Source organism: Pseudomonas sp. UBA6315, from assembly GCF_002438125.1.
Taxonomy (GTDB): Bacteria; Pseudomonadota; Gammaproteobacteria; order Pseudomonadales; family Pseudomonadaceae; genus Aquipseudomonas; species Aquipseudomonas faucium.
Map to the genome: position 1 here is coordinate 1 of NZ_DJTF01000135.1, position 25,848 is coordinate 25,848.

Consider the following 25,848-nt stretch of genomic DNA (forward strand, 5'->3'; position numbering starts at 1 on the left):
TTGCAGTTCTGGCAATGCGGGCGGTACAGGTGGTCGCCACTGCGCCGAAAACCCATCTCCGACAGGTCGGCATACACATGCACGTCCATCGGCTGGCTGGGGTCGAGGAACAGGGTGGTGGCCTGCTCGTCCGGCAGGTAGCTGCAGGAGTGGGGTTGAGTGGCATAGAACTTCAAACGCGCCAACTCTGTCATGATCGACCCCTTCGGTGAGACTTTGCTTTAAGTGTAAGCCAGCTGGCAAAACTCGCCTAGGTCCGCCAACTGGCGCTGTTGGGCTGGTCGAGGTACTGCCCGAGGTACGTGGCAAAGTCTGCCCGGCTGATGGCGCGGGCACCGAGGCTGTGCAGGTGGTTGGTCGGCATCTGGCAGTCGATCAGCACGAAGCCGGCCTCGCGCAGGTGCTCGACCAGGGTCACGAAACCGACCTTGGAGGCGTTGTCGGCGCGGCTGAACATCGACTCGCCGAAAAACAGCCGGCCCATGGCCAGGCCATACAGCCCGCCGACCAGCTCGCCGTCCTGGCGCACTTCCACCGAGTGGGCGATGCCGCGCCGGTGCAGCTCGCAGTAGGCATCGCGCATGGTGTCGGTGATCCAGGTGCCGTCGGCATAGTCGCGGGGTGCGGCGCAGGCGGCGATCACGGCAGGGAAGTCGGTGTCGAAGCTGACCTGGTAGCGGCCTTGGCGCATCAGCTTGGCCAGCGAGCGCGAAACGTGCAGTTCGTTCGGGAACAGCACCGTGCGCGGGTCAGGCGACCACCAGAGGATCGGCTGGCCGTCCTGGTACCAGGGGAAGCAGCCATGGCGATAGGCCTGCACCAAGCGATCGGGGCTCAGGTCGCCGCCGGCCGCCAGCAGCCCGTTGGGGTCGTGCAGGGCCTTTTCCAGGGGCGGGAAGGTCAGCGAGTCGCGGGTCAGCCAGGTGAGCATGGTCTATCGTGCGGTGGGGGAGGGGAGAGGCAGCATGGCGCGGGTGCCAGGCAGGGTCAATCTCTTTGGCCCCTTGGCTGGCCGCCAGATAGGCAATTTCCTACACATTCATGCAGCCGCAGGCACCATCTGGCACATTTGCTGTCACACCTGTGCAAAAACACAGCATAAGCCTTTGTCACAAAAGAAAATGCATGCTCAAATTGCACCTATACGAAAGTCGCCCCCAGCCAAGCTCCATACGGCGTGCCGCCATGGCGGCCGGCGGGCAGTAATGTTAAAAGTAGGGGTTCATTGGCCAGACACCGGCCGATCACTACTGGACGCGCAGCACCGCGCAGGAATAGACGCGTTTTGAAGAAATCCACCGCAACTCCAGCTCCTTTGCCTGTGCCCCAGTGGCGGCAGCAGCTGCATTACCGCCTCAAGGAAGGTGCGTTGATCGCTGTCGGCGCACTGTGCCTGTACCTGTGGATGGCACTGCTGACCTACGACACCTCCGACCCAGGCTTCAGCCACACCAGCAACGTCGACCAGGTGCAGAACGCCGCCGGGCGCGCGGGTGCCTACTTCGCCGACATCCTGTTCATGGTGCTCGGCTACTTCGCCTACATATTCCCGCTGCTGCTGGCGATCAAGACCTGGCAGATCTTCCGCGAGCGTCACCAGCCCTGGCAGTGGAGCGGTTGGCTGTTCTCCTGGCGGCTGATCGGTTTGGTGTTCCTGGTGCTGTCCGGCGCCGCCCTGGCGCATATCCATTTCCACCCTGCAGCGAGCCTGCCGTTCTCCGCCGGCGGCGCCCTGGGCGAAAGCCTCGGCGACCTGGCGCGCAACCTGCTCAACGTGCAGGGCAGCACGCTGATGTTCATTGCCCTGTTCCTGTTCGGCCTGACCGTGTTCACCGACCTGTCCTGGTTCAAGGTGATGGACATGACCGGCAAGATCACCCTCGACCTGTTCGAACTTGTGCAAGGCGCGGCCAACCGCTGGTGGGAAGCGCGCAACGAGCGCAAGCGCCTGGTGGCGCAGCTGCGTGAAGTGGACGAGCCGAACTTCGACGCAGCGCCCATGGCAGCCGAAAAGCGCGAACCGATCAAGCCGCAGCCGCGTGAGCGCGTTGTCGAGCGGGAAGACCCGCCAGCCCCGGCCCGGCCGGTCGTGCAGCGTGAGCCCGTGGTGCCCCGCGAAACCGTAATCCCGCGCGAGCAGCCCGTGGCCGCCCCGGTGATCATGCCGCCTGCGGTGAAGGCGCCGGAGCCCAGCAAGCGAGTGATGAAAGAGAAGCAGGCGCCGTTGTTCATCGACAGCGCCGTGGAAGGCACCTTGCCGTCGATCTCGATCCTCGACCCGGCCGAAGAGAAGAAGATCGAGTACTCGCCAGAATCCCTGGCCGGCGTCGGCCAGTTGCTGGAAATCAAGCTCAAGGAATTCGGCGTGGAAGTCACGGTGGACTCCATCCACCCGGGCCCGGTGATCACCCGCTACGAGATCCAGCCGGCGGCCGGGGTCAAGGTCAGCCGTATCGCCAACCTGGCCAAGGACCTTGCGCGGTCGATTGCAGTGACCAGCGTGCGTGTGGTCGAGGTCATCCCCGGCAAGACCACCGTGGGTATCGAGATCCCCAACGAGAACCGCCAGATGGTGCGCTTCTCCGAAGTGCTGGCGACCCCGCAGTACGACGAGCAGAAGTCGCCGGTCACCCTGGCCCTGGGCCACGACATCGGCGGCAAGCCGGTGATCACCGACCTTGCCAAGATGCCGCACCTGCTGGTGGCCGGTACCACCGGTTCCGGTAAGTCGGTGGGCGTGAACGCGATGATCTTGTCGATCCTGTTCAAGTCCAGCCCGGAAGACGCGCGGCTGATCATGATCGACCCAAAGATGCTCGAACTGTCGATCTACGAAGGCATCCCGCACCTGCTGTGCCCGGTGGTCACCGACATGAAGGACGCCGCCAACGCACTGCGCTGGAGCGTGGCCGAGATGGAGCGGCGCTACAAGCTGATGGCCGCGATGGGCGTGCGCAACCTGGCCGGCTTCAACCGCAAGATCAAGGACGCCCAGGAAGCGGGCGAGGTCATCCACGACCCGCTGTACCGCCGCGAAAGCATGGACGACGAGCCGCCGGCGCTGAAGACCCTGCCGACCATCGTGGTGGTGGTCGACGAATTCGCCGACATGATGATGATCGTCGGCAAGAAGGTCGAAGAGCTGATCGCGCGTATCGCGCAGAAGGCGCGGGCGGCCGGTATCCACCTGATCCTCGCCACCCAGCGCCCGTCGGTGGACGTGATCACCGGCCTGATCAAGGCCAACATCCCGACCCGCATGGCGTTCCAGGTGTCGAGCAAGATCGACTCGCGGACCATCATCGACCAGGGTGGCGCCGAGCAGCTGCTGGGCCACGGTGACATGCTCTACATGCCGCCGGGCACCAGCCTGCCGATCCGCGTGCACGGCGCGTTCGTCTCCGACGATGAAGTGCACCGCGTGGTGGAAGCCTGGAAGCTGCGTGGCGCACCGGACTACAACGACGACATCCTCAACGGCGTGGAAGAGGCCGGCAGCGGCTTCGAAGGCGGCGGCGGTGGTGGCGATGGCGAAGATTCGGAAAGCGACGCGCTGTATGATGAGGCCGTGCAGTTCGTGCTCGAAAGCCGCCGCGCCTCGATTTCGGCGGTGCAGCGCAAGCTGAAGATCGGCTACAACCGCGCCGCCCGCATGATCGAGGCGATGGAGATGGCCGGCGTGGTCACGCCAATGAACAGCAACGGCTCGCGAGAAGTGATCGCCCCAGGCGGCCCACGCGACTGATGAACACCTTGCCCGGCGCCAACGGTGGCGCCGGGCTCCTTCAATGCTCAATGAGGATTAACATGCGCGCGATTCGCATGCTGTTGGTTTCTGCCCTGACCCTGGCGTCTGTCTCGGCCCATGCCGCCGAGCAGGACGTACAGCGCCTGACCCAGTTGCTGGAAAAGTCCCAGACCATCGAAGCCAATTTCTCCCAGCTGACCCTAGATGCCGGCGGCACCAGCCTGCAGGAAACGTCCGGCAAGATGACCGTCAAGCGCCCGGGCCTGTTCTACTGGCACACCAATGCGCCGCAGGAGCAGGTGGTGGTTTCCGACGGCAAGAACGTCACCCTGTGGGACCCGGACCTTGAGCAGGCGACCATCAAGAAGCTCGACGTGCGCCTGAACCAGACCCCGGCGCTGCTGCTCTCCGGTGACGTGTCGAAAATCAGCCAGAGCTTCGACATCACCTCCAAGGAGCAGGGCGAAGTGATGGACTTCACTCTCAAGCCGAAAACCAAGGACACCTTGTTCGACTCGCTGCGCGTGTCGTTCCGCAAGGGCCTGATCAACGACATGCAACTGGTCGACAGCGTCGGCCAGCGCACCAACATCCTGTTCAACGGGGTCAAGGCCAACCAGGCGGTGCCGGACAGCCAGTTCAAGTTCGACATCCCCAAAGGCGCTGACGTGATCAAGGAGTAAGCGGAGCTCGTCATGGACCTGTTTCGAAGCGAACCTGTTGCCCAGCCCCTGGCTGCCCGGCTGCGCCCGTCCAACCTGGACGAGTACGTCGGCCAGGAGCACCTGCTGGCGCGCGGCAAACCGCTGCGCGAGGCGCTGGAGCAGGGTGCGCTGCACTCGATGATCTTCTGGGGCCCGCCCGGGGTGGGCAAGACCACCCTGGCGCGGCTGCTGGCACAGTTCTGCGATGCCCACTTCGAAACGGTGTCGGCGGTGCTGGCCGGGGTCAAGGAGATCCGCCAGGCGGTGGAGGTGGCCAAGCAGCAGGCCGCCCAGTACGGCCGGCGCACCATCCTGTTCGTCGACGAGGTGCACCGCTTCAACAAGTCGCAGCAGGATGCCTTCCTGCCGTTCGTGGAAGACGGCACGCTGATTTTCATCGGCGCCACCACTGAAAACCCGTCCTTCGAGCTGAACAACGCCTTGCTTTCGCGGGCCCGGGTATACGTGCTCAAGAGCCTCGACGAGCTTGCACTGCGCAAGCTGGTTGACCGGGCCCTCAGTGAAGAGCGGGGCCTGGGCAAGCGCAACCTGCGGGTCGGTGACGATGCCTTCAAGATGCTCATGGCCGCCGCCGACGGCGATGGCCGGCGCATGCTCAACTTCCTCGAGAACGCCTCCGACCTTGCCGAGGACGGTGGCGAGATCGCCGTCGAGCTGCTGCAGAGCCTGCTTGGCGACAGCCGTCGGCGCTTCGACAAAGGCGGCGAGGCCTTCTACGACCAGATTTCCGCGTTGCACAAATCGGTGCGCGGCTCCAACCCGGATGCTGCGCTGTACTGGTTCGCGCGCATGCTCGACGGCGGCTGCGACCCGCTGTACATCGCCCGCCGCGTGGTGCGCATGGCCAGCGAAGACATCGGCAACGCCGACCCGCGCGCCCTGAGCCTGTGCCTGGCGGCCTGGGACGTGCAGGAGCGCCTGGGCAGCCCCGAGGGCGAGCTGGCAGTGGCCCAGGCCATCACCTACATCGCCTGCGCACCGAAGAGCAACGCCGTGTACATGGGCTTCAAGACCGCCCTGCGCGAGGCCGCCGAGCATGGCTCGCTGGAAGTGCCGCTGCACCTGCGCAACGCACCGACCAAACTGATGAAGCAACTGGGCTACGGCGATGAATACCGCTACGCCCACGACGAGCCCGACGCCTACGCCGCCGGTGAAGACTACTTCCCCGACCAGCTCGAACCGCGCCCTTATTACCAGCCGGTGCCGCGCGGCCTGGAGCTGAAGATCGGCGAAAAGTTGCGCCACCTGCACGAACTGGACCGCAACAGCCCCCGCCAACGGAGAAAACCGTGATCGCACTCATCGCCGCCGTCAGCGCAGGTGGCATTGCCGGTACCTTGCTGCGTTTCGCCACCTCGAACTGGGTGGCGGCCAACTGGCCGCGGCACTTCTACCTCGGTACCCTGGCCGTCAACCTGGTCGGCTGCCTGCTGATCGGCCTGCTCTACGGCCTGTTCCTGCACAAGCCGATGGCCCCGGTGGAGCTGCGCGCCGGCCTGATCGTCGGCTTCCTGGGCGGGCTGACGACCTTTTCCTCCTTTTCGCTCGATACCGTGCGCCTCATGGAAAGTGGGCAAGTGCCCCTGGCCGTGGGCTATACCGGTATTAGCGTGATGGGCGGGCTCCTGGCCACCTGGGCCGGCCTGTCCCTGACCCGACTCTGAACCAACCTCTATACATAACGAGAGAACGACATGCTCGATTCCAAACTGTTACGCGGCCAACTCCAGGAAGTGGCTGACCGCCTCGCCTCCCGTGGCTTCAGCCTGGATGTCGCGCGCATCGAATCACTGGAAGAGCGCCGCAAGGCGGTACAGACCCGTACCGAACAGTTGCAGGCCGAGCGTAATGCCCGCTCCAAGTCCATCGGCCAAGCCAAGGCCAAGGGCGAAGACATCGCGCCGCTGATGGCCGACGTCGAGCGCATGGCCAATGAACTGGCCGCTGGCAAGGTCGAGCTGGACGGCATCCAGGCCGAGCTGGACGGCATCCTGCTGACCATCCCGAACCTGCCGGACGCCAGCGTGCCGGTCGGCGCCAGCGAAGACGACAACGTCGAAGTGCGCCGCTGGGGCACCCCGGCCACCTTCGATTTCGAGATCAAGGACCACGTCGCCCTGGGCGAGATCAGCGGTGGCCTGGACTTCGAAGCCGCAGCCAAGCTGTCTGGCGCCCGCTTTGCCGTGCTGCGTGGGCCAATCGCCCGCCTGCACCGCGCCCTGGCGCAGTTCATGATCAACCTGCACACCGGCGAGCACGGCTACGAGGAGCACTACACCCCGTACCTGGTACAGGCTCCAGCCCTGCAGGGCACTGGCCAGCTGCCGAAGTTCGAGGAAGACCTGTTCAAGATCAGCCGCGAAGGCGAAGCCGACTTCTACCTGATCCCGACCGCCGAAGTGTCGCTGACCAACCTGGTGGCGGGCGAGATCCTCGACGCCAAGCAGCTGCCGCTCAAGCTGGTTGCCCACACCCCGTGCTTCCGCAGTGAAGCCGGCGCGTCGGGCCGTGACACCCGCGGCATGATCCGCCAGCACCAGTTCGACAAGGTCGAGATGGTCCAGGTGGTCGAGCCGGCCAAGTCGATGGAAGCCCTGGAAGGCCTGACCGCCAACGCCGAGCGCGTGCTGCAGCTGCTGGAGCTGCCGTACCGCGTGCTGGCCCTGTGCACCGGCGACATGGGCTTTGGCGCGGTGAAGACCTACGACCTGGAAGTGTGGGTGCCGAGCCAGGACAAGTACCGCGAGATCAGCTCCTGCTCCAACTGCGGCGACTTCCAGGCCCGCCGCATGCAGGCGCGCTGGCGCAACCCGGAAACCGGCAAGCCGGAGCTGGTGCACACCCTCAATGGCTCCGGCCTGGCGGTAGGCCGCACCCTGGTTGCGGTACTGGAGAACTACCAGCAGGCCGACGGCTCGATCCGCGTGCCGGACGTGCTCAAGCCGTACATGGGTGGTGTCGAGGTCATCCGCTAAATGGATTACCTGCCGCTGTTCCACAAGCTGCAGGGCGGCCGCGTGCTGGTCGTCGGCGGCGGTGAAATCGCCTTGCGCAAGGCGCGCCTGCTGGCCGATGCCGGCGCCGCGCTGCGGGTGGTAGCGCCCGACGTCGACGGCCAGCTGGCTGCGCTGGCCCGTGAAGGTGGCGGCGAGGTGCTGGTGCGTGGCTATCAGGCAGGCGACCTGGCCGGTTGCCGGCTGGTGATCGCAGCCACTGATGACCCTGGGCTCAATGCCCAGGTGTCGGCCGATGCGCAGGCGCTGAGCCTGCCGGTCAACGTGGTGGATGCGCCGGCCTTGTGCACGGTGATCTTCCCGGCCATCGTCGACCGCTCACCCCTGGTGGTGGCGGTGTCCAGTGGCGGAGACGCCCCGGTGCTGGCGCGCTTGATTCGCGCCAAGCTGGAGGCCTGGATTCCGTCTACCTACGGTGAACTGGCCGGCCTGGCCGCGCGTTTTCGCGACCGGGTCAAGGCGTTGTACCCCGACGTCAACCAGCGCCGCGGCTTCTGGGAAACCGTGTTCCAGGGGCCGATTGCCGAGCGCCAGCTGGCCGGGCAGGGCACCGAGGCCGAGAAGCTGTTGCAGGCGATGGTCGACGGCGCGCCGGTGCAGCAGGGCGGCGAGGTGTATCTGGTGGGGGCGGGCCCGGGTGATCCGGACTTGCTGACCTTCCGTGCCCTGCGCCTGATGCAGCAGGCCGACGTGGTGCTGTACGACCGCCTGGTGGCGCCTGCGATCATCGAGATGTGCCGGCGCGATGCCGAACGCATCTACGTGGGCAAGCGCCGCGCCGACCACGCTGTGCCGCAGGACCAGATCAACCGCCTGTTGGTCGATTTGGCCAAACAAGGCAAGCGCGTACTGCGGCTCAAGGGCGGTGACCCATTCATCTTCGGCCGGGGTGGCGAGGAGATCGAAGAGCTGGCCGAGCAGGGCATCCCATTCCAGGTGGTGCCGGGCATCACGGCGGCCAGTGGTTGTTCCGCCTATGGCGGGATTCCGCTGACTCACCGTGACTATGCCCAGTCGGTGCGCTTCGTGACCGGGCACCTCAAGGACGGCACCAGCAACCTGCCTTGGGATGACCTGGTGGCGCCGGCGCAGACCCTGGTGTTCTACATGGGCCTGGTGGGGTTGCCGACCATCTGTGCCGAGCTGATTCGCCATGGGCGTGCGGCCAGCACGCCGGCAGCGCTGGTGCAGCAGGGGACGACGCGCAATCAGCGGGTGTTCACCGGTACCCTGGCGGACTTGCCGGCGCTGGTGGCTCGGCATGAGGTGCATGCGCCGACCTTGGTGATCGTCGGGGAAGTGGTGCGGTTGCGCGAGAAGCTGGCCTGGTTCGAAGGGGCGCAGCAGGACTAGGAATAGCTGGGGCCGCTCTGCGGCCCATCGCCGGCAAGCCGGCTCCTACAGGTACTGCGCTGTTCTTGAGGGCTGTGCCGGTTCTGTGGGAGCTGGCTTGCCGGCGATGGGCTGCAAAGCAGCCCCCAGCTGTCTCAGCCCCGCCAGATCCCCTTGCCCGCCAATCGCTCCCGATCATGCGGCTCGTTGAAATCCTGAAGCGGCCCCTTGGGCACAATCCCATTCGGGTTGATGGTCTTGTGGCTCATGTAATAGTGCTTCTGGATGTGCTCCATATTCACCGTCTGCGCCACGCCCGGCCACTGGTACAGCTCCCTTAGCCAGTTCGACAAGTTCGGGTAATCCCTCAGGCGGCGCAGGTTGCACTTGAAGTGCCCGTGGTACACCGCATCGAAGCGCACCAGCGTGGTAAACAGCCGCACATCAGCCTCGGTCAGGTATTCCCCGGCCAGGTAGCGCTGGCGATCCAGCAGCCCTTCCAGATGATCCAGCTCATCGAACACTTCGTCGAAGGCGGCCTCATAGGCCTCCTGCGTGGTGGCGAAGCCTGCGCGATACACGCCGTTGTTCACCGCCGGGTAGATGCGGGCATTGAGCGCCTCGATGGCCGGGCGCAGCGGCTCGGGATACAGGTCCAGGTGGTTGCCGGTCAGCGCATTGAAGGCGCTGTTGAAGATGCGGATGATCTCCGACGACTCGTTGTTGACGATGCGCTTCTGCTGCTTGTCCCACAGCACGGGCACGGTCACGCGGCCGGTGTAGTGCGGGTCGTCCTGGGTGTAGCGCTGGTGCAGGTAGGTGAGGCCATCGAGGTGATCGCCGCTGGAGCCTTGCTGCTGGTCGAAGGTCCAGCCGTTCTCCTGCATCAGCCAGCTCACCACTGACACATCGATCAGCGGCTCCAGGCCTTTGAGCGCGCGCACGATCAGGGTGCGGTGGGCCCAGGGGCACGCCAGCGACACATAAAGGTGATAGCGGCCAGCCTCGGCGGCGGGCAGTTGATTGCGGCGTTGGGCGTTCTCGCGCTTGAAGGCGCCGTCTTTGCCGTTTTCGTACCACTGGTCATGCCAGCGGCCGTCGATCAAAAGGCCCATGGTGAGCTCCTCGGAACAAAGTCGTTTGTCGTTGGAGCCCAGTCTAGGGGATATCGTTCGAACAACTAGCGCAAAGACTGCGGGGTAGCTATCTACTTATTCGATCGGTTGCGCGCGCTCCAGTAGCCGCGTGCGGTGGCGAATGCCTGTTCGCGGTCCTGGCCCAGGCCGCGCAGGGCCAGCGCCATGGTGGCGACCACGGCCATCTCACCGTAGCTGTCCTCGGCCTCGCCGCGCCAGACGGCCAGCAACTGCTCGGGTTCCAGGCTTGGCGGCTTCACATGGCGGCGTTCGCTGAGCGCCGGCCATTCCTCATCCCAGCTTTGCCCAGCGCTGGTGCCATACAGGTGGCTGATCACGTCGGGGTTGACCTCGATCTCGCCACCGTCACCCTTGATCACCACGGCATGGTCGCCGAGCAGGCGGCTGGCTTCGCGGTGCACGGCCTGGTAGCCGGGGTGGAAGATGCTCTGCAGGCCGCAGCGGGCGCCCAGTGGGTTGAGCACCCGGGCCAGGGAGTGGATGGGCGAGCGCAGGCCGAGGGTGTTGCGCAGGTCGATCATCCGCTGCAGCTGCGGCGCCCAGTCGTGCAGCGGCGCAAAGGCCAGGTGATGCTGGTCCAGGGCCTGGCTGACCGCCGGCCAGTCACGGCACAGCGGAATCTCCAGCAGGGCCAGCAACTGCTCGGTGTACAGGCGCCCGGCCGTGTGCGCGCCACCTCCGTGCAGAAGAATCCGCACGCCGTTGTTGGCCAGGCACTTGGCCGCCAGCAGGTACCACGGCAGGTGGCGCTTCTTGCCGGCATAGCTCGGCCAGTCGAGGTCCACCGCGATACGCGGCGCCTGCAAGTGGGCACGCACGGCTTCGGTGAAGCCGGCCAGTTCCTCGGCGCTTTCTTCCTTGTGCCGCAGCAGCATCAGGAAGGCCCCGAGCTGGGTGTCTTCGACCTTGCCTTCGAGCAGCAGGGTCATGGCGGCGCGGGCCTCTTCGCGGGTCAGGCCGCGCGCGCCGCGCTTGCCCTTGCCAAGGATGCGCACGAAGGCGGCGAAGGGGTGTTCGGCCGGGGTTTCCAGGGTCAGCGGGCGGGCGTCGGTCATATGCAGTTGGTCGGCTTGGGCAGGCCCGCGAGCTTGGCAGCGAGCTTGGCGGGGGTGCCATTGAACAGGCGGTTGAGGTGCGGGCTGTTGCCCTTTTCCACGCCCAGCTTGAGCGCGGTGTACTTGATCAGCGGGCGAGTGGCCGGGGAGAGCTGATACTCCGCGTAGAACTGGCGCAGCAGCTCGAGGATTTCCCAGTGCTCGGCGGTTAGCGCAATGCTTTCGCGCGCGGCCAGTGCCTCGGCGGCTTCATGGGACCAGTCTTGCAGGTCGACCAGGAAGCCGTCCTTGTCCAGGGCGATCGCCTGATCGCCAACGGTCAGAGTGTTCATAGCCAGCTGTTGACCTTGTCATGGTGCAGCGACAGCGCGACGAAGGCCGGGTAATCCACCGCCTTGGCCAGCTCGCTGGTGATGGCGCGGGCTTGCAGGTCTTCGTCGAGGGCGAACAGGCGCTGCTCCAGGCCGGCGGCCTGCAGCTGGCGCAGGGTGTCGCTGCCCTCGCGCAGGGCGTACACCGCATCGCCGCAGAGCAGCAAGGCATCGTCGTTGCCCAGCAGGCGCAGGCAGCTGCCCAGGCGCTCATCGCCGAACGGAGAATGGGAAATCACGTGCAAGGTCGGCATCAGAGCGTCACCACTTGGTCGTAACGGGCAATCAGCGCCTTGAGCGCCGAATCGTCCAGCACCTCCACCGCCAGTTCCAGGGTGTCGGCGGGCAAGCCGCGGCGGGCCAGGCTGTGCTGGCAGGCGTACAGGTCTTCGACGCCGAACATCGGCAGTGCCTGCAGGTTGGCGCCGAGGTTTTTCTGTTGCACGGCCGCAGGTTGCTGGCCGGGCGCCAGCTGGAAGACGCCGTCATCGAGAAACAGCATGCCCAGCGGCAGGTCGAAGGCGCCGCCGGCAAGGGCGATGTCCAGCGCTTCGCGTGCGCCGGGGCCGTTCCACGGCGCCTGGCGGCTGATGATCAACAAGGACTTGGCCATTTCAATCGCCTCCAAAGCAGACCAGGCGGTCGGCAACCTGTGCGGCCTCATGCAACTGCCCGAGGCCCGAAAGCTCCCAGGGCTGGGGCAGGTTCACCGCCGGGCGCTGGTAGCGCGCGGCTTCGGCCTGGTCGAGCACGCCACGGCGCAAGGCGGCGGCAATGCACACCACGGCGTCGAGCTTCTGGGTTTCGATGAAGGCGCGCCATTGCGCGGCCACGTCCAGCTCGTCCTGGGGGGCGACGATATTGGCCGAGGCGCTGTGAACCCCGTCCTGGTAGAAGAACAGCCGGGCAATCTCATGCCCGTCGGCCAGCACCGCCTCGGCGAAGCGCAAGGCGCGGCGCGAGGAGGGCGCATGGGCCGGGGAAAAAACCGCGATGGCGAATTTCATGGACAACTCATGCAAAGGAATGCGGCCATGATAAAGCAAAAAGCCCGCGCAGGCAGGCGCGGGCTTTGTCGGCTGAAGCGGGCTGCGTCAGGCGTGTTCCTTGCTCTCCGGCAGGAACCAGTTGAGCAGCAGGGCGCAGATACCACCGGTGGCCACCCCCGACTCCAGCACATGGCGAATCGCCGCGGGCATGTGTGCGAGGAACTCCGGCACCTGGGCCACGCCCAGGCCCAGCGCCAGCGACACCGAGATGATCAGCAAGGCGCGGCGGTCGAGGCGGGTACTGGCCAGGATGTTGATGCCCGATGCCGCTACGGCGCCGAACATGACCATCGCCGCACCACCCAGCACCGGCTCCGGCACCGCCTGAATCACCCCGGCAACGCCTGGGAACAGGCCCAGCAGCACCAGCATCACGGCAATCCAGATGCCGATATGGCGGCTGGCGATGCCGGTCAGCTGAATCACGCCGTTGTTCTGCGCGAAGATCGAGCTGGGGAAGGTGTTGAACAGGCCGGCCAGCAGCGAGTTGGCGCCGTTGACCAGCACGCCACCCTTGATCCTTTGCATCCACACCGGGCCTTCGACCGGCTGGCGCGAGACCTTGCTGGTGGCGGTGACATCACCGATGGCTTCCAGCGAGGTCACCAGGTAGATCACCAGCATCGGAATGAACAGCGCCCAGGAGAAGCTCAGGCCAAAGTGCAGCGGCGTTGGCACCTGGAACAACGCGGCCTGGTGCATGCCGGTGAAGTCCAGGCGGCCCAGGTAGCCGGCCAGGGCATAGCCCACGGCCAGGGCGATGACGATGGCGCAGCTGCGCATCCACACCACCGGGATGCGGTTGAGGATCACGATGATCGCCAGCACCACGCCCGACAGCAGCAGGTTCTCGCCATTGGCGAAGGTGCCATCGGCCATCGCGCCAAAGCCGCCGCCCATGCTGATCAGGCCAACCTTGATCAAGGTCAGGCCGATCATCAGCACGACGATGCCGGTTACCAGCGGGGTGATCAGGCGTTTGACGAATGGCAGGATGCGCGACACACCCATCTCCACGAACGAGCCGGCAATCACCACGCCGAAGATCGCCGCCATCACGCTTTCCACCGGCGTACCCTGCTTGACCATCAAAGCGCCACCGGCAATCAGCGGCCCGACGAAGTTGAAGCTGGTGCCCTGCACGATCAGCAGCCCGGCGCCGAACGGGCCGAAACGTTTGCACTGGACGAAGGTGGCGATGCCGGAAATCACCAGCGACATGGACACGATCAGGTTGGTGTCACGCGCCGACACGCCCAGCGCCTGGCAGATCAGCAGGCCTGGGGTGACGATCGGTACGATGATCGCCAGCAAATGCTGCAGCGCTGCCAGCAGGCCGATCAGCAGCCGCGGCTTGTCTTCGAGGCCAAGCACCAGTTCGTTGGCAGGCGCTGCCGCGTCTGGGCTGTGTTCGTGTGTGCTCATTGCAGGTTGCTGCCCCGGATGAAAAAAGGAGCGCATTCTACGGAATGAAGCGGGATTGGGGTAGTGGCAAGCACGATACCTGCACGATCGGCGGTGAATCGCTGAATAAGCTGACCTTTAAGTCAATTTCCGCCCATGAAAAAACCCGCCGAAGCGGGTTTTCTCTTACCGATCGAATCAGTCGTCGCGGCCCATGATGCCGAACAGCTGCAGCAAGCTGATGAACAGGTTGTAGATCGATACATACAGGCTGATGGTCGCCATGATGTAGTTACGCTCACCGCCATGGATGATCGCGCTGGTCTGGAACAGGATGCAGACCGAAGAGAACAGCACGAAGCCCGCGCTAATCGCCAGTTGCAGCCCGCTGATCTGGAAGAAGAAGCTGGCCACCACGGCGCCCAGCAGCACGAAGAAGCCTGCGGTGATGAAGCCGCTGAGGAAGCTCATGTCCTTGCGGGTGATCAGCACATAGGCCGACAGACCACCGAACACCAGCGCGGTCATGGCAAAGGCCGAGCTGACCACTTCGGCGCCGCCGCTCATGCCCAGGTAACGGTTGAGGATCGGGCCGAGAATGAAGCCCATGAAACCGGTGAGGGCGAAGGTGGACACCAGGCCCCAGACCGAATCACGCAGTTTGGCGGTGAGGAAGAACAGGCCGTAGAAGCCGATCAGCACCACGAATACGTTGGGGTAGCGCACGCCCATCTGCTGCGAGATGTAGGCCATCACACCGCTGAAGGCGAGGGTGAGTGCCAGCAGGCTGTACGTGTTGCGCAGGACCTTGCTGACCTCGCGCTGCTCGACCTGCTGGCCGTTGTGTACGGCATAATCCTGTTCGCGCATGGCGACACTCCTTGGTAAACCTGTGGTTTTGAAACGTTCTGATTCAAAGGAGTCTATCAGAGGTTCTGTAACCGGCGTCATAGAGAGTTTGACAGCGTGTTTCATTACGGTATTATGGCCGCCGCAAAACGAGCTGGAAGCGTGGCCGAGTGGTTTAAGGCAACGGTCTTGAAAACCGTCGATGGGCAACTATCCTAGAGTTCGAATCTCTACGCTTCCGCCATATTCAAAGCCCTGATTATTCAGGGCTTTTTGCGTTTTGGGCCCCGAGAAAACGCCTAATGGGAACATCTTGGGAATACCGCCCGCTGCTAACCTTCCGGCAGCGCTGCACCGCTGATGAATTCATCCGATCCCAGCCGATGCGAGCCGTACTCCACCACGTACCCTTCACCGCGGCGCTCGGCCTCTACCTTGGCGGTATTACGGTCCGCATACACGTCGACAAAGTGCCACGGATGTCGATCCCGCAGCACGCCCCACCCTAGCACCCAGCCCTCGTTATCAGGGTCAGGCGGAAGGTTTTTCGCCAAGCTGCGAATACTCATTCCTTGCTCTCCTTGAAATGCTCAACCCACAACGAGCGCTCGACGACGAGCCGGCCTAAACTATTGCGCTCCCTTCCTGAACAACTCCATCAAGGCGCGTGAGATGAAGAAACTACTATCAGGCCTTCTGGTCGCCTTTTCCAGCCTGGCCCAAGCCCAGATCCCTCTCCTGAACGCCACCTGCCCCGGCAACATCGAGGTCCATGCCGACAAGGGCGGCCCGATCTACATCAACGGCAAGGAAGCGAAGCTGAAGAAATTCAACGACAACTACTTCGAAGCCAAAGGCAGCAACGTGACGATCTCATTGTCGATCAACCCCGATGGCTCCCCTGACGTGTCCTACACCGGTAAGAACCGCGCCAACGGCATCTGCCAGATAAAGAAATAGCGCTGATTTCTTGCCATGCGCAGGCATGCACGCCGCGCGCAGTGCTTTATAGTGGCCGCCTCAATCAATCGCGTCTCCGCTCAAAGGATGTGGTGTGTTTCTCAGGTTCATTCTGATCGCTGTCCTGCTGTCGATCTCCGCGTGCAGTTCCCAACCCCCAAGCTCCAGCGCTTCTGCCAACAAGGTCGTCAGTGGCGTCTACAAGGTAAAGCGCGGCGACACCCTCTATTCGATCGCCACGCGCCACGGCTGGGACTTCAAGGCGCTGGCGCGCTACAACAACATCAACGCCCCCTACGCGGTGAACGTGGGCCAGAGCATTCGCTTCGGCCCAGGCAACGGCACCGCCACGACAGCTAAAGGCGCCGCCGCGCCGACCACCAAGGTGACCCTGCGTGGTTGGGACTGGCCGATCAAGAACCCCGTGGTCATCGGCCGCTACGCACCGGCCGACAAGCTCAGCAAGGGCATCCGCATCGCCGCAAGCCCAGGCCAGCCGGTGTTCGCCAGCCTCGGCGGCAAGGTGGCTTTCGCCACCAACATTCGCGGCTACGGCAACCTGATCATCCTCCAGCACGGGCCTGCGCACGCCAGCGTCTATGGCCACAACAGCAAGCTGCTGGTCAAGGAAGGCCAGACCGTCAGCAAGGGCCAGAAGATCGCCGAGGCCGGCGACCTGGATACCGACCGCACGCAGCTGTACTTCGAGATCCGCCAGAACGGCAAGCCGGTGGATCCCATGAGCGTGTTGCCGGCACCGAATTGAGCCTGTTCACGGGGCTCAAGGCAGCCCCACCGGCTGCATGCACGCCGCCAAATCCTCGAGAAACGCCTGCAATATCGGCGGCGCCGCCACCCCGCGGCGGGTAATCACATCAAACGGCGAACTCAGGTCCAGCGTGTTCGCCCCCAACCGGCACATCTCGCCGCTCTTGACCCACTGCTCGGTGAAGTGCACCGGCAAAAACCCGACATACGCCCCGGAAATGATCAGGATCGCCGCCGCCTCGATGTTCTCGACCGTGGCGGCGGCCTTGCTCATGCCCAACTGGTCGAGGTCGTATTGCTGCATGTAGCCACGGGCGACCAGGCGGCAGGCGCGCACCTCCTCCAGCAGGCGGCCGTTGCTAGCCTTGCTGGCGAACAAGGGGTGGCGGCGGCCGCAGTACAGGCCCAGCGCCTCGTCGTACAGGGGCAGGTAGGACAGCCCCGGCACCCGCAAGGGAAAGTGCCCGATGGCCAGGTGCAGGCGGCCGTCGAGCACGCGTTCTTCAAGCTCGGCAGGTGTGCCGATGTAGACGTTGAGGTGGGCGTCGTGGCCGCGCGAAACGAAGCGCTGGGTGGTGCGCGGCACCGGCGAGTCGGGGTCGGTGAGGGTGGAGTCGATGATGCCCAGGTTGAGCTTGCCGCTGATGTGCTGCTTGAGCACGTCGGCGTCCAGGCAGAAGCTTTCCACCGCGCCCAGCAGGCGCAGCGCCGCTTCATGGATCGCCACCCCTTGCTCGGTCAGGCGAAAACCGCTGCGCCCGCGCTGGCACAGCTTCACGCCCAGCCGCGTTTCCAGGTGGGTCATCTGTTCGCTGATGGTCGACTGGCCGGCATTGAGCGCGGCCTGCGCCGCAGAAAAACCGCCGCAGCGCACGATGGTGGCAAATACCCTGAGCAACTTGAGATCGACATCGTGGAGCTGGATCACGCCTGGCCTCCTGTCGGTGCGTCACATCGGTGAAGCTGATATGAGCAGCCGATCGATTTTTTTTTGCCAAGGTAAGCACGCCAGGGCGCTTTCCCGCAACGCCGGGTTCCTGCGGGTTTCAAAAGCTTCGAATACTTCGGGTTCGCCGATGTATGCATCTGCAGTTGCGCATTTTTCCACTGCCGGGCTGCGCCCATAGTGGCTGCAACGGCAGCCCTGCGCGGGCGCCGTCTCCTGAACAGAACAAGAAGTGGAGAAGCCCGAACATGGCAAAGCACGGTTATGAATCCGGCCGCCTGAACCTGCCCTTCGTGGGGCATTGCACTTTCGCCAAATCGCCCATCTGCACCGACTGGGACGCCATCGACGCCGATGTCGCGATCCTTGGCGCGCCCAACGACATGGGCACCCAGTGGCGTTCCGGCGCACGTTTCGGGCCGCGGGGCATTCGCGAGGCATCCACGCTGTTCTCCTTTGGCCACAGTGGCGCCTACGACCACGAAGATGACGTCACCTACCTGACCCAGGAGCAGGTGCGCATGGTCGATGTGGGCGATGCCGATATCGTCCACACCGACATGGCCAGCAGCAACGCCAACATCGAAGCGGCCGTGCGCCAGATCCTCGCCTCGGGCGCCATGCCGGTGGTGCTGGGCGGTGACCACTCGATCCACGCCCCGGTGATCAAGGCCTTCGAAGGGCGCGGGCCGATCCACATCATTCACTTCGACGCCCACCTTGATTTCGTCGACGAGCGCCACGGCGTGCGTTACGGCCACGGTAGCCCGCTGCGCCGCGCCTCGGAGCTGGACCACATCGTCGGCATGACCCAGATGGGCATCCGCAACGTGTCCTCGTCCAACCGCGACGACTACGACGCCGCCCGCGACGCCGGTTCGCAGATCCTCTCGGTGCGCGACGTGCGCCGCCTCGGCCCGGAAGGCGTGCTGGCGAAGATTCCGCAAGGCCGCGATTACTACATCACCATCGACATCGACGGCTTCGACCCCTCCATCGCCCCCGGCACCGGCACCCCGAGCCACGGCGGTTTCCTCTACTACGAAGTGCTGGAGATCATCCAGGCGCTGGCACGCCGCAGCCAGGGCAGGGTGGTCGGCATGGACCTGGTGGAAGTGGCCCCGGCCTACGACCCGGCCGGCGTCACCTCGATCCTCGCCGCGCAACTGCTGATGAACAGCATCGGCTTCATCTTCCATGAGCGCGCCCGCGCTCGCTGACCGGGGACACACCGTGGACAACAAGGTTAAAGACTATCTGCAGGCATTCGGTGTGCTGGAGGCGACCCAGCGCTTCCTTTCCAAACCCCAACGCCAGTTCATCGGCGGCGCCTGGCTTGCGGCCAGCGACGGCGCCACCAGCGAGGTGATCGAGCCCTCGACCGAAGGGGTACTTACCCACATTCCCATGGGCACCGTCGAAGACCTGGACCGCGCAGTGCAGGCCGCCCGTGCACAGTTCGACGGCGGCCCGTGGAGCCAGCTCAAGCCCTTGGAACGCGAACGCCTGCTGCATCGCCTGGCGGACCTGATCGAACGCAATGGCGACGAGCTGGCGCAGATCGAATCGATCGACATGGGCAAGTCGGTGGAGCAGGCGCGGGCCGTGGACATCCAGGGCACCATCGACACCTTCCGCTACTTCGCCGGCTGGGCCAGCAAGATCCACGGGCGCACCGTGGAGCCGTCGCTGCCGGGCAACTACCTGGCCTACACCCGCAAGGAGCCGGTCGGCGTGGTGGGCGTGATCGTGCCCTGGAACTTCCCGCTGCAGACCATGGCCTGGAAGCTCGGCGCCGCGCTGGCGACCGGCTGCACGGTGGTGGTGAAGCCGGCCGAGCTGACTTCCCTGTCGGCCTTGCGCTTCGCCGAACTGGTGGAGGAGGCCGGCATCCCCGCCGGCGTGATCAACATCGTCACCGGGCGCGGCAGCGTGGTCGGCACGGCGATGACCAGCCACCCGGGCATCGACAAGCTGAGCTTCACCGGCTCGACCCCGGTCGGCTGCTCGGTGGGCAAGGCGTCGATGGACCAGATGAAGCGCCTGACCCTGGAGCTGGGCGGCAAATCGCCGGTGATCGTGTTCGCCGATGCCGATATCCCGGCGGCGGCGCAGGCGGTGGCCAACGGCGTGTTCTTCAATTCCGGGCAGGTCTGCGATGCCGGCACCCGTGCCTACATCGAGCGCAGCATCTACCCACAATTTTTGCAGGCGTTGGCCGACTACACCGCCACCCTGAAGATCGCCCCCGGCCTCGATCCGGACTGCTTCATCAGCCCGATGGTGTCGCGCAAGCAGCAGCAAAGCGTGCTCGGCTACATTTCCCTCGGGCAGGCCGAAGGCGCACAGCTGTACTACGGCGGTGAGCCTATCGCGGGCCCGGGTTTCTATGTGCAGCCGACCATCTTCGCCAACTGCCGCAACGACATGCGCGTGGTGCAAGAAGAAATCTTCGGCCCGGTGCTGGTCACCCAAGCGTTCGACAGCCAGGAAGAGGCGCTGGCCCTGGCCAACGACTCGGCGTTCGGCCTGGCGGCGGCGCTGTATTCCAATGACCTGGGCCGCGTCCATGGCCTGATCCCGCAACTGCGCGCCGGCACCGTGTACGTCAACGCGCACAGCACCCTGGACCCGTCCATGCCGTTCGGTGGCTACAAGCAATCGGGCTACGGCAAGGACATGGGTGCCGAGCAGCTGGAGTTCCTGCTGGAAACCAAAGCCGTGTGGATCACCTTGCCCTAGCGACAGGGCGGCCAGCGCCGTTGCCGTGAGGCGGCGGCGCGGCCGAATCGGCTTGCATCATATTCCAAGAACAAGAACCTACGAGGTGATGCCCATGAGCAGCGAAGTCGATGTGGAGCGTGCGCAAGACCTGGACAGGCGCCTGCGCGCCTATGAAGAACTGCAGGCCGGCCCGCGCTGGCCGGGGGCGCTGACCGCGACCGACGCCCTGCTGGTGGCCTTGCTGGCACTGGCCGTGATCATCGGCTTCTACCTGTGGGGAGGCCGGCCATGAACACGTCCCGTGAAGCGGAATTTCGCCTGGGCGCCGAGCGTGGCGACACGCCCTTGCTGCCCAGCGAGCGGGTCTGGGGTTTTTGGGGGTTCGCCTACGCCAACTCGGCGCTGGCCGTGGCCACCTGGGTGTTTCTCATCGGCGGCGCCACCGCGTTGTTCGTCGGGCCGCGCCAGGGCATCTGCGCGGTGGTCATCGGCAACATCATCGGGGTGATCCTCGCCGCCAGTTCCACCAGCCTGCCGTGCGGCAAGTATGGGCTGGAGCAGTTCACCTTCCTGCGCAGCATGTTCGGCATCAATGGCAGCCGGCTGGTGTATGTGCTGTCGGTGGTGGTGCTGACCATGGGCTGGCTGGCGGTGCTGGGCCTGATGTGCGGGCGTGCCCTGGACAACCTCGACACCCTGGTGCAGCAGCGCCCGGCCGCTGCGGGCGATGGCTGGATCGTCACCGCTGGCGGCCTGCTGGCGATCGTGCTGGCAGCGGCGGTGGCCATGCGCGGGCCGGACATGATCCGGCGCCTGAGCGCGGTGATCGCGCCCAGCCTGATCCTGATCATGCTGGCGCTGATGTTCCTGATCGCCCAGCGCTTCAGCATCGCTGAGCTGCTGGCCATGCCGCCCTTGCAGCCGCCGTTCGAAGACCCCCACGTCAACTTCATGATCGCGGTTGAAATCAACATCGCCGCGGGCTTTTCCTGGTGGCCTTACCTGGGCAATTTGTCGCGCTTGTGCCGCAACCAGCGCACCGCCTTCTGGCCCAACCTGGTCGGCATCTTCGGCGCAGCCTCGCTGGGCGAGACGGTCAGCCTGTTCGCCGCCTCGACCCTGGGCAGCAGCGACCCCACCACCTGGATGCGCCTGGCCGGCGGCCTTGGTTTTGGCGTGGTAGCGCTGAGTTTCCTGGCGCTGGCCAACCTCACCGGCATGGTCAATATCCTCTACACCGCAGTGATCGGCTTGCGCCAACTGGCCGGTGAGCGGATGCGGGCGATGCGCTGGGGTTTGCTGATCGCGCTGTTCTGCGTGATCCCGGTGGGCATCGTGCTGTTGCTGCCGGGCATCTACGACGGCTTCTTCATCTTTCTGGTGTGGACCTCCGCCCTCAACAGCGCCCTGGCCGGCATCGGCATCGCCGACTACTTCTTCCTGCGCCGCCAGCGCCTGAACCTGCGCCACTTGTACGCCGCGCAGCACGCTTCGCCGCTGCGCTTCTGCAAGGGCTTCAACCCCATCGCGCTGCTCGCGCTGGTGGCGGGCTTTGCCATCTACGTGGTGGTGTTCAACCCGCAGACGCTGGCCCACACCCCTTACTTCAGCTTCATCACCGCTTCCTTGCCGTCCTGCCTGCTGGCCGGGTTGGTCCACTACGGGTTGACCCGTGCGTTGGCCGCTCGCCTGGGCTGGGGCGGCTATCCACCGCGCAATGAATGCACCGTCGAGGCAGCGGGCCTGGGTGCCAAGGGCTACAGCAATGACTAAAAAATACGACTACATCATCATCGGTGCCGGGTCTGCCGGTTGTGTCCTGGCCAGCCGGCTGAGCGAGGATGCCAGCACCTCGGTGCTGGTGCTCGAATACGGCGGCAGCGACCGCAGCGTGCTGATCCAGATGCCCAGCGCCTTCTCCTTGCCGATGAACACCAAGAAGTACAACTGGCACTACGAGACCGCCTCCGAGCAGCACCTGGACGGCCGCCGCCTGCATTGCCCGCGGGGCAAGGTGCTGGGTGGCTCGTCGTCGATCAATGGCCTGGTGTACATCCGCGGCCATGCCCATGACTTCGACGAGTGGGAAAGCCTGGGGGCCAAGGGCTGGGGCTATCGCAACTGCCTGCCGTATTTCAAGCGTGCCGAGCAGTACAAGTTCGGCGGCGACGATTACCGCGGCGCCAGTGGCCCGCTGGCCACCAACAACGGCAACAACATGCAAAACCCACTGTATGGCGCCTGGATCGAGGCCGGCGCCGAGGCCGGCTACATCAAGACCGACGACTGCAACGGCTACATGCAGGAAGGCTTCGGCGCCATGCACATGACGGTCAAGGACGGCGTGCGCTGGTCCACGGCCAACGCCTACCTGCGCCCGGCCATGAGCCGGCCCAACCTGACCGTGGTCACCCACGCCATGACCCGGCGCATCCTGCTCGAGGGCAAGCGTGCGGTGGGGGTGGAATACGACCAAGGCGGGCAGACCCACAAGGTGTACTGCAACCGCGAGGTGCTGGTGGCGTCCGGCCCGATCGGCTCGCCGCACCTGCTGCAGCGCTCAGGCATAGGCCCCGAGGCGGTATTGCGCAAGGCCGGCATCGAGGTGCGCCACGACCTGCCGGGGGTGGGCGAAAACCTGCAGGACCATTCGGAAATCTACATCCAGTACGCCTGCAAGGAGCCGGTCACCCTCAATGGCAAGATGAGCCTGCTGGGCAAGGCGCTGATCGGCCTGCGCTGGCTGTTGTTCAAGGACGGCCTGGGCGCCAGCAACCATTTCGAGGCGGGTGGTTTCATCCGCTCGGCCAAGGGCCTGCGCTGGCCTGATATCCAGTTCCACTTCCTGCCGGCGGCCATGCGCTATGACGGCAACAAACCGTTCAAGGGGCATGGCTTCATGGTGCTCACCGGGCCTAACAAGCCCAAGAGCCGCGGCCACGTGCGGGCGCTGTCGGGCGACCCGTACCAGCACCCGGAAATCCGCTTCAACTACCTGGAGCGCGAAGAAGACCGCGAAGGCTTCCGCCGCTGCGTGCGCCTGACCCGCGAAATCATCGGCCAGCCGGCCATGGACCGGTTCCGTGGCGAGGAGCTGGCGCCAGGGGCGCATGTGCAGACCGACGAGCAGATCGATGCCTTCGTGCGCGCCAACATGGAAAGCACCATGCACCCTTGCGGCTCCTGCCGCATGGGCGAGGACGACATGGCGGTGGTCGATTCGCAGTTGCGCGTGCATGGGCTGCAAGGGTTGCGGGTGATCGATTCGTCGGTGTTCCCCAGCGAACCCAACGGCAACCTCAACGCACCGACCATCATGCTCGCCGAACGCGCCGCAGACCTGGTGCGCGGGCGCACGCCGCTGGCAGCTGCCGAGGTCGCGATAGGGCTGGTGGGTGACTGGGAGGAGAAGCAGCGCAGCCACGCGCCTGCGCGTCGGGTGAGCTGAAGGGCCTTCATCGACAGCAGGGCAGGGGCTGGCTGCGCAAGCCCCTGCAGGCTTTCACTGCAGGGTGGGCGATTGCAGCGCGGCCGGCAGCTGCGCCAGGGTTTCCTCGACGCGGGCGATTTTCAGTGCAAGCTCATCGGCTTCTTCGTCGTTGCCTGCGGCTCGCAGCCGGTCACGGGTCTGGCGCAGGGTGAGGAGGGTCTTTTGCAGTTTCAGGGCAGCGGCTGTGTACGTATCCATATGTTTCTCAAGCGCGGTAGGCGTCCTTGCCGTTGTAGGAAAAAGGACCGTAGCAGCTCGAAAACCCTGATCAAACTGGGCGTTCATACAGGAGAAGGCAGTTACCTGCATTTTTCCTACATTCACGAGAAAACTTTCCTACAAATCCGCACTGCAAATGTTTCTGATCGTTAACGCGTACTTGCAGGCCCGGCCCGCGCAGGGCGGGGGTTGCAGGCGTGCAGTGGCAGGCCGGCGCGCTGGCGTTGGCCAAACAGGTGTTTCATTGGTGATGGAAACCTTATGTAGCAATTGCTCCGGCATCCGCCCGAGTGTCCCCCGCCATCCGGCCAGTGCCCAGGCCCCGCTCCGTTGGCTCGCCAACCCATCTGATCCGCTTTTTTTCGTCGAACCTGAATCTGTAACCGTATCAGCCTGAAGTCGACAATGTGCCTGTCCCAACATCACTTTGAAGAGGTTCCGATGGGCAAGCTCGCACTGTTTCTGGGTGGCTTTCTGCTGCTGACCATTCTGATTGGCTTGCTCGGCACCATTCCGCCAAGCTGAGCCCACGCCAGGCAGTACTACCCGGTTGCACCACTGGACCGGTGGTCGCTGCAAGTCGTTCTCAAGTGCAAATGGCTCGTGTAGTCTCCCGCGTCACAATGGGTCGCGACAGCGAGCCGGCCATTTGCCTGGGAGCCAATACATAGATGGAATGCAAGAAGGCCACTTCAGCCATGCTGGAGTGGCGTAGCCGTTTTCTCGCCAACGGCATTCTCGACGAGGATGAGTACGATCAGGCCCTGCGCAGCGCCGAAGCGCTGGAGCATGCGGGGGTGATCAGCGCGGGTGATTGGATCGAGCTGGTGCGGGCTGCGAATGCGGCGCTGCTGGCGGTGAGATAAGTCCTTCTTTGCATGAGGAAATCTGTCCACAAAAAACGTGGGTAGGTCTGTGGATAAAACGCTGTAGGCCAAGCGGGCGGCGGGCTCTGTTAAATTGGACAGAATTTGAACAGCCATTATCAGGGCTGTTCACTGGCCGCCTCACCGGCCTGGCGCAGGGCCAGCAACAGTTCACGCACGCGCGCCGGCAGCTCGCCGGCGGGGTACACCGCGTGCATCTGCGGGTCTTGCCCGGTGCTGGAGGTCAGCCGGTAATCGGCGCACACCCGTACCAGGCGCCCGGCCTTTACCTGAGCTTCGCCCACCCAATCCGCCAGGCGCGCAATGCCGGCCCCGGCCAGGGCGCTGTGGTAGACCGCATCGCCCGAGTTCAGGCGCAGGCGTGGGTGCGGGCGCAAGCTGGTGATGCGCCCGTCACGGCTGAAGTGCCAGGCCTTGAGGATGCGCGGCGCGGTGTGCAGGATTAGCGCGTGGTCCGCCAGCTGCTCAGGCTCCTGGGGTATGCCGGCGCGGGCCAGGTAGCCGGGGCTGGCGTAGAGGTGCCGGCGGTAGCGCCACAAGGGGTAGCCGATCAACTCGCTCGACTGCGGGAATGCGCCGCGCACCACGAAATCGAGCTTGCCCTGCAACGGGTCGATGGCCTCGTCACGGTACTGCACGTCCAGAGTCACCTGCGGGTGGCGCTGGGAAAAGGCAGCCAGCATGCCGGGCAGCACATGCTCGGCGAGCAGCTGCGGCACCGCGAAGCGGATCCAGCCCTGGGCGCTGCCGCTGAGCGCGGCCAGTTCATCGGCAGCATCGCGTTGCACATCCAGCAAGCGTTCGGCGTGCGGCAGCAGGCGCTCGCCGGCTTCGCTTAGGGTCACGGCGTTGGCGTTGCGCACCAGCAGCTTGCACCCGGTGTGGTCTTCCAGGGTTTGTACCGCGCGGGTGATGGCGCTGGGCGAGCGGCCCAGGGCGCGCGCCGCGGCGACGAAGCTGCGCTTGTGCGCAACGCTGACGAATGCCTGGATTTCGCGCAGCATGTCCAATGCCATGGAGGGTTCCTCGTTGCAGTTTTCGCAATATGGCATTTCAACACAAGCGCGGCGCTTTGATTAGCCTTGCAGTCTGCCTTCACTGCCTGGAACCGCGCCATGATGGATATCGCCGTACTTTCCCTGTTCGC

Annotated in this window: 27 protein-coding genes, 1 tRNA gene and 1 pseudogene; 15 read left to right on the forward strand and 14 right to left on the reverse strand. The window is 64.8% G+C overall.

Annotated elements, in window-relative coordinates; translation table 11 throughout:
- Both B3E94_RS16020 and aat read right to left on the reverse strand, forming a co-directional pair.
- A pseudogene (locus B3E94_RS16020) lies at nt 1–194 on the reverse strand (arginyltransferase); the annotation flags it as partial.
- Nucleotides 195–250: 56 nt separating this feature from the next.
- The gene (gene aat / locus B3E94_RS16025) at nt 251–931 is read right to left on the reverse strand and encodes a leucyl/phenylalanyl-tRNA--protein transferase (protein ID WP_286914264.1); all 681 of its coding nucleotides are present in this window, start codon (nt 929–931) and stop codon (nt 251–253) included.
- Between the two features lie 354 nt (nt 932–1,285).
- Between aat and B3E94_RS16030 the strand changes: the two genes are divergently transcribed.
- The 6 genes from B3E94_RS16030 to cysG all read left to right on the forward strand — a co-directional run bounded on the left by B3E94_RS16030 (nt 1,286) and on the right by cysG (nt 8,843).
- Nucleotides 1,286–3,745, forward strand: coding sequence for a DNA translocase FtsK (locus B3E94_RS16030; RefSeq protein ID WP_236235449.1), 2,460 nt, complete (start codon nt 1,286–1,288; stop codon nt 3,743–3,745).
- 62 nt (nt 3,746–3,807) lie between these two features.
- On the forward strand, nt 3,808–4,431 hold the full coding sequence (gene lolA / locus B3E94_RS16035) for an outer membrane lipoprotein chaperone LolA (RefSeq protein WP_176515152.1): 624 nt from the start codon (nt 3,808–3,810) through the stop codon (nt 4,429–4,431).
- Nucleotides 4,432–4,443: 12 nt separating this feature from the next.
- The gene (locus B3E94_RS16040) at nt 4,444–5,769 is read left to right on the forward strand and encodes a replication-associated recombination protein A (protein WP_286914265.1); all 1,326 of its coding nucleotides are present in this window, start codon (nt 4,444–4,446) and stop codon (nt 5,767–5,769) included.
- The gene (crcB, locus tag B3E94_RS16045; protein ID WP_176515148.1) at nt 5,766–6,140 is read left to right on the forward strand and encodes a fluoride efflux transporter CrcB; all 375 of its coding nucleotides are present in this window, start codon (nt 5,766–5,768) and stop codon (nt 6,138–6,140) included. The genes B3E94_RS16040 and crcB overlap by 4 nt, the downstream gene beginning before the upstream one ends.
- Nucleotides 6,141–6,170: 30 nt before the next feature.
- Entirely contained in the window at nt 6,171–7,451 is a 1,281-nt protein-coding gene (serS, locus tag B3E94_RS16050) for a serine--tRNA ligase (protein WP_176515146.1), read from the forward strand.
- Nucleotides 7,452–8,843, forward strand: coding sequence for a siroheme synthase CysG (gene cysG / locus B3E94_RS16055; RefSeq protein WP_286914268.1), 1,392 nt, complete (start codon nt 7,452–7,454; stop codon nt 8,841–8,843). It abuts the gene before it with no gap.
- A gap of 134 nt (nt 8,844–8,977) precedes the next feature.
- Here the strand turns inward: cysG and B3E94_RS16060 are convergent, their stop codons facing one another.
- From B3E94_RS16060 to B3E94_RS16095, 8 genes are all read right to left on the reverse strand, one after another.
- Nucleotides 8,978–9,937 carry a glutathione S-transferase family protein gene (locus B3E94_RS16060; protein WP_286914269.1) on the reverse strand — a complete coding sequence of 320 codons (960 nt, stop codon included), beginning with the start codon at nt 9,935–9,937 and terminating at the stop codon, nt 8,978–8,980.
- 92 nt (nt 9,938–10,029) lie between these two features.
- Complete coding sequence (locus tag B3E94_RS16065) at nt 10,030–11,016, reverse strand: glycosyl transferase family protein (RefSeq protein WP_414708159.1); 987 nt, start codon at nt 11,014–11,016, stop codon at nt 10,030–10,032.
- A 14-nt stretch (nt 11,017–11,030) separates the two neighbouring features.
- The gene (locus tag B3E94_RS16070; RefSeq protein ID WP_176515138.1) at nt 11,031–11,366 is read right to left on the reverse strand and encodes a TusE/DsrC/DsvC family sulfur relay protein; all 336 of its coding nucleotides are present in this window, start codon (nt 11,364–11,366) and stop codon (nt 11,031–11,033) included.
- A complete protein-coding gene (tusB, locus tag B3E94_RS16075; RefSeq protein ID WP_286914271.1) occupies nt 11,363–11,659 on the reverse strand; it encodes a sulfurtransferase complex subunit TusB in 297 nt (98 codons plus the stop codon). The genes B3E94_RS16070 and tusB overlap by 4 nt, the downstream gene beginning before the upstream one ends.
- A complete protein-coding gene (gene tusC, locus B3E94_RS16080) occupies nt 11,659–12,018 on the reverse strand; it encodes a sulfurtransferase complex subunit TusC (protein ID WP_286914272.1) in 360 nt (119 codons plus the stop codon). Before tusC ends, tusB begins: the two co-directional genes overlap by 1 nt.
- Before the next feature lies 1 nt (nt 12,019).
- Entirely contained in the window at nt 12,020–12,412 is a 393-nt protein-coding gene (tusD, locus tag B3E94_RS16085; protein ID WP_176515131.1) for a sulfurtransferase complex subunit TusD, read from the reverse strand.
- 87 nt (nt 12,413–12,499) lie between these two features.
- Nucleotides 12,500–13,879, reverse strand: coding sequence for a nucleobase:cation symporter-2 family protein (locus B3E94_RS16090; RefSeq protein WP_286914273.1), 1,380 nt, complete (start codon nt 13,877–13,879; stop codon nt 12,500–12,502).
- A gap of 177 nt (nt 13,880–14,056) precedes the next feature.
- Entirely contained in the window at nt 14,057–14,728 is a 672-nt protein-coding gene (locus B3E94_RS16095) for a Bax inhibitor-1/YccA family protein (protein WP_008094725.1), read from the reverse strand.
- A gap of 135 nt (nt 14,729–14,863) precedes the next feature.
- Between B3E94_RS16095 and B3E94_RS16100 the strand changes: the two genes are divergently transcribed.
- Nucleotides 14,864–14,951 (forward strand) — tRNA-Ser (locus B3E94_RS16100).
- An 88-nt stretch (nt 14,952–15,039) separates the two neighbouring features.
- On the opposite strand, the gene B3E94_RS16105 is transcribed toward B3E94_RS16100, so the two are convergent.
- The gene (locus tag B3E94_RS16105; RefSeq protein ID WP_286914275.1) at nt 15,040–15,276 is read right to left on the reverse strand and encodes a hypothetical protein; all 237 of its coding nucleotides are present in this window, start codon (nt 15,274–15,276) and stop codon (nt 15,040–15,042) included.
- 103 nt (nt 15,277–15,379) lie between these two features.
- On the opposite strand from B3E94_RS16105, the gene B3E94_RS16110 reads away from it, so the two are divergent.
- Entirely contained in the window at nt 15,380–15,667 is a 288-nt protein-coding gene (locus B3E94_RS16110) for a hypothetical protein (protein WP_176515123.1), read from the forward strand.
- Between the two features lie 94 nt (nt 15,668–15,761).
- The gene (locus B3E94_RS16115; RefSeq protein ID WP_286914276.1) at nt 15,762–16,433 is read left to right on the forward strand and encodes a peptidoglycan DD-metalloendopeptidase family protein; all 672 of its coding nucleotides are present in this window, start codon (nt 15,762–15,764) and stop codon (nt 16,431–16,433) included.
- A gap of 15 nt (nt 16,434–16,448) precedes the next feature.
- Here the strand turns inward: B3E94_RS16115 and B3E94_RS16120 are convergent, their stop codons facing one another.
- Nucleotides 16,449–17,363, reverse strand: a complete 915-nt coding sequence (locus B3E94_RS16120) for a LysR family transcriptional regulator (protein WP_286914277.1) — start codon at nt 17,361–17,363, stop codon at nt 16,449–16,451.
- 266 nt (nt 17,364–17,629) lie between these two features.
- Here B3E94_RS16120 and speB point away from each other — a divergent pair, with 266 nt between their 5' ends.
- The 5 genes from speB (at nt 17,630) to betA (ending at nt 23,553) form a co-directional block, all read left to right on the forward strand.
- Entirely contained in the window at nt 17,630–18,601 is a 972-nt protein-coding gene (speB, locus tag B3E94_RS16125; RefSeq protein WP_176515120.1) for an agmatinase, read from the forward strand.
- Between the two features lie 13 nt (nt 18,602–18,614).
- Complete coding sequence (locus tag B3E94_RS16130) at nt 18,615–20,123, forward strand: aldehyde dehydrogenase family protein (RefSeq protein ID WP_286914279.1); 1,509 nt, start codon at nt 18,615–18,617, stop codon at nt 20,121–20,123.
- Between the two features lie 94 nt (nt 20,124–20,217).
- Nucleotides 20,218–20,397, forward strand: a complete 180-nt coding sequence (locus B3E94_RS16135) for a hypothetical protein (protein WP_176515119.1) — start codon at nt 20,218–20,220, stop codon at nt 20,395–20,397.
- Entirely contained in the window at nt 20,394–21,878 is a 1,485-nt protein-coding gene (locus B3E94_RS16140) for a purine-cytosine permease family protein (RefSeq protein WP_286914280.1), read from the forward strand. The genes B3E94_RS16135 and B3E94_RS16140 overlap by 4 nt, the downstream gene beginning before the upstream one ends.
- Nucleotides 21,871–23,553 carry a choline dehydrogenase gene (gene betA, locus B3E94_RS16145; protein WP_286914281.1) on the forward strand — a complete coding sequence of 561 codons (1,683 nt, stop codon included), beginning with the start codon at nt 21,871–21,873 and terminating at the stop codon, nt 23,551–23,553. Before B3E94_RS16140 ends, betA begins: the two co-directional genes overlap by 8 nt.
- A 54-nt stretch (nt 23,554–23,607) precedes the next feature.
- Here betA and B3E94_RS16150 read toward each other — a convergent pair whose 3' ends face one another.
- A complete protein-coding gene (locus B3E94_RS16150) occupies nt 23,608–23,793 on the reverse strand; it encodes a hypothetical protein (protein WP_176515115.1) in 186 nt (61 codons plus the stop codon).
- A gap of 692 nt (nt 23,794–24,485) precedes the next feature.
- Between B3E94_RS16150 and B3E94_RS16155 the strand changes: the two genes are divergently transcribed.
- Nucleotides 24,486–24,680: a hypothetical protein gene (locus tag B3E94_RS16155; protein ID WP_176515113.1), complete on the forward strand. Its 195-nt coding sequence runs from the start codon at nt 24,486–24,488 to the stop codon at nt 24,678–24,680.
- A 119-nt stretch (nt 24,681–24,799) separates the two neighbouring features.
- On the opposite strand, the gene B3E94_RS16160 is transcribed toward B3E94_RS16155, so the two are convergent.
- Nucleotides 24,800–25,717, reverse strand: coding sequence for a LysR family transcriptional regulator (locus B3E94_RS16160; RefSeq protein ID WP_286914282.1), 918 nt, complete (start codon nt 25,715–25,717; stop codon nt 24,800–24,802).
- Between the last annotated feature and the right edge of the window lie 131 nt (nt 25,718–25,848).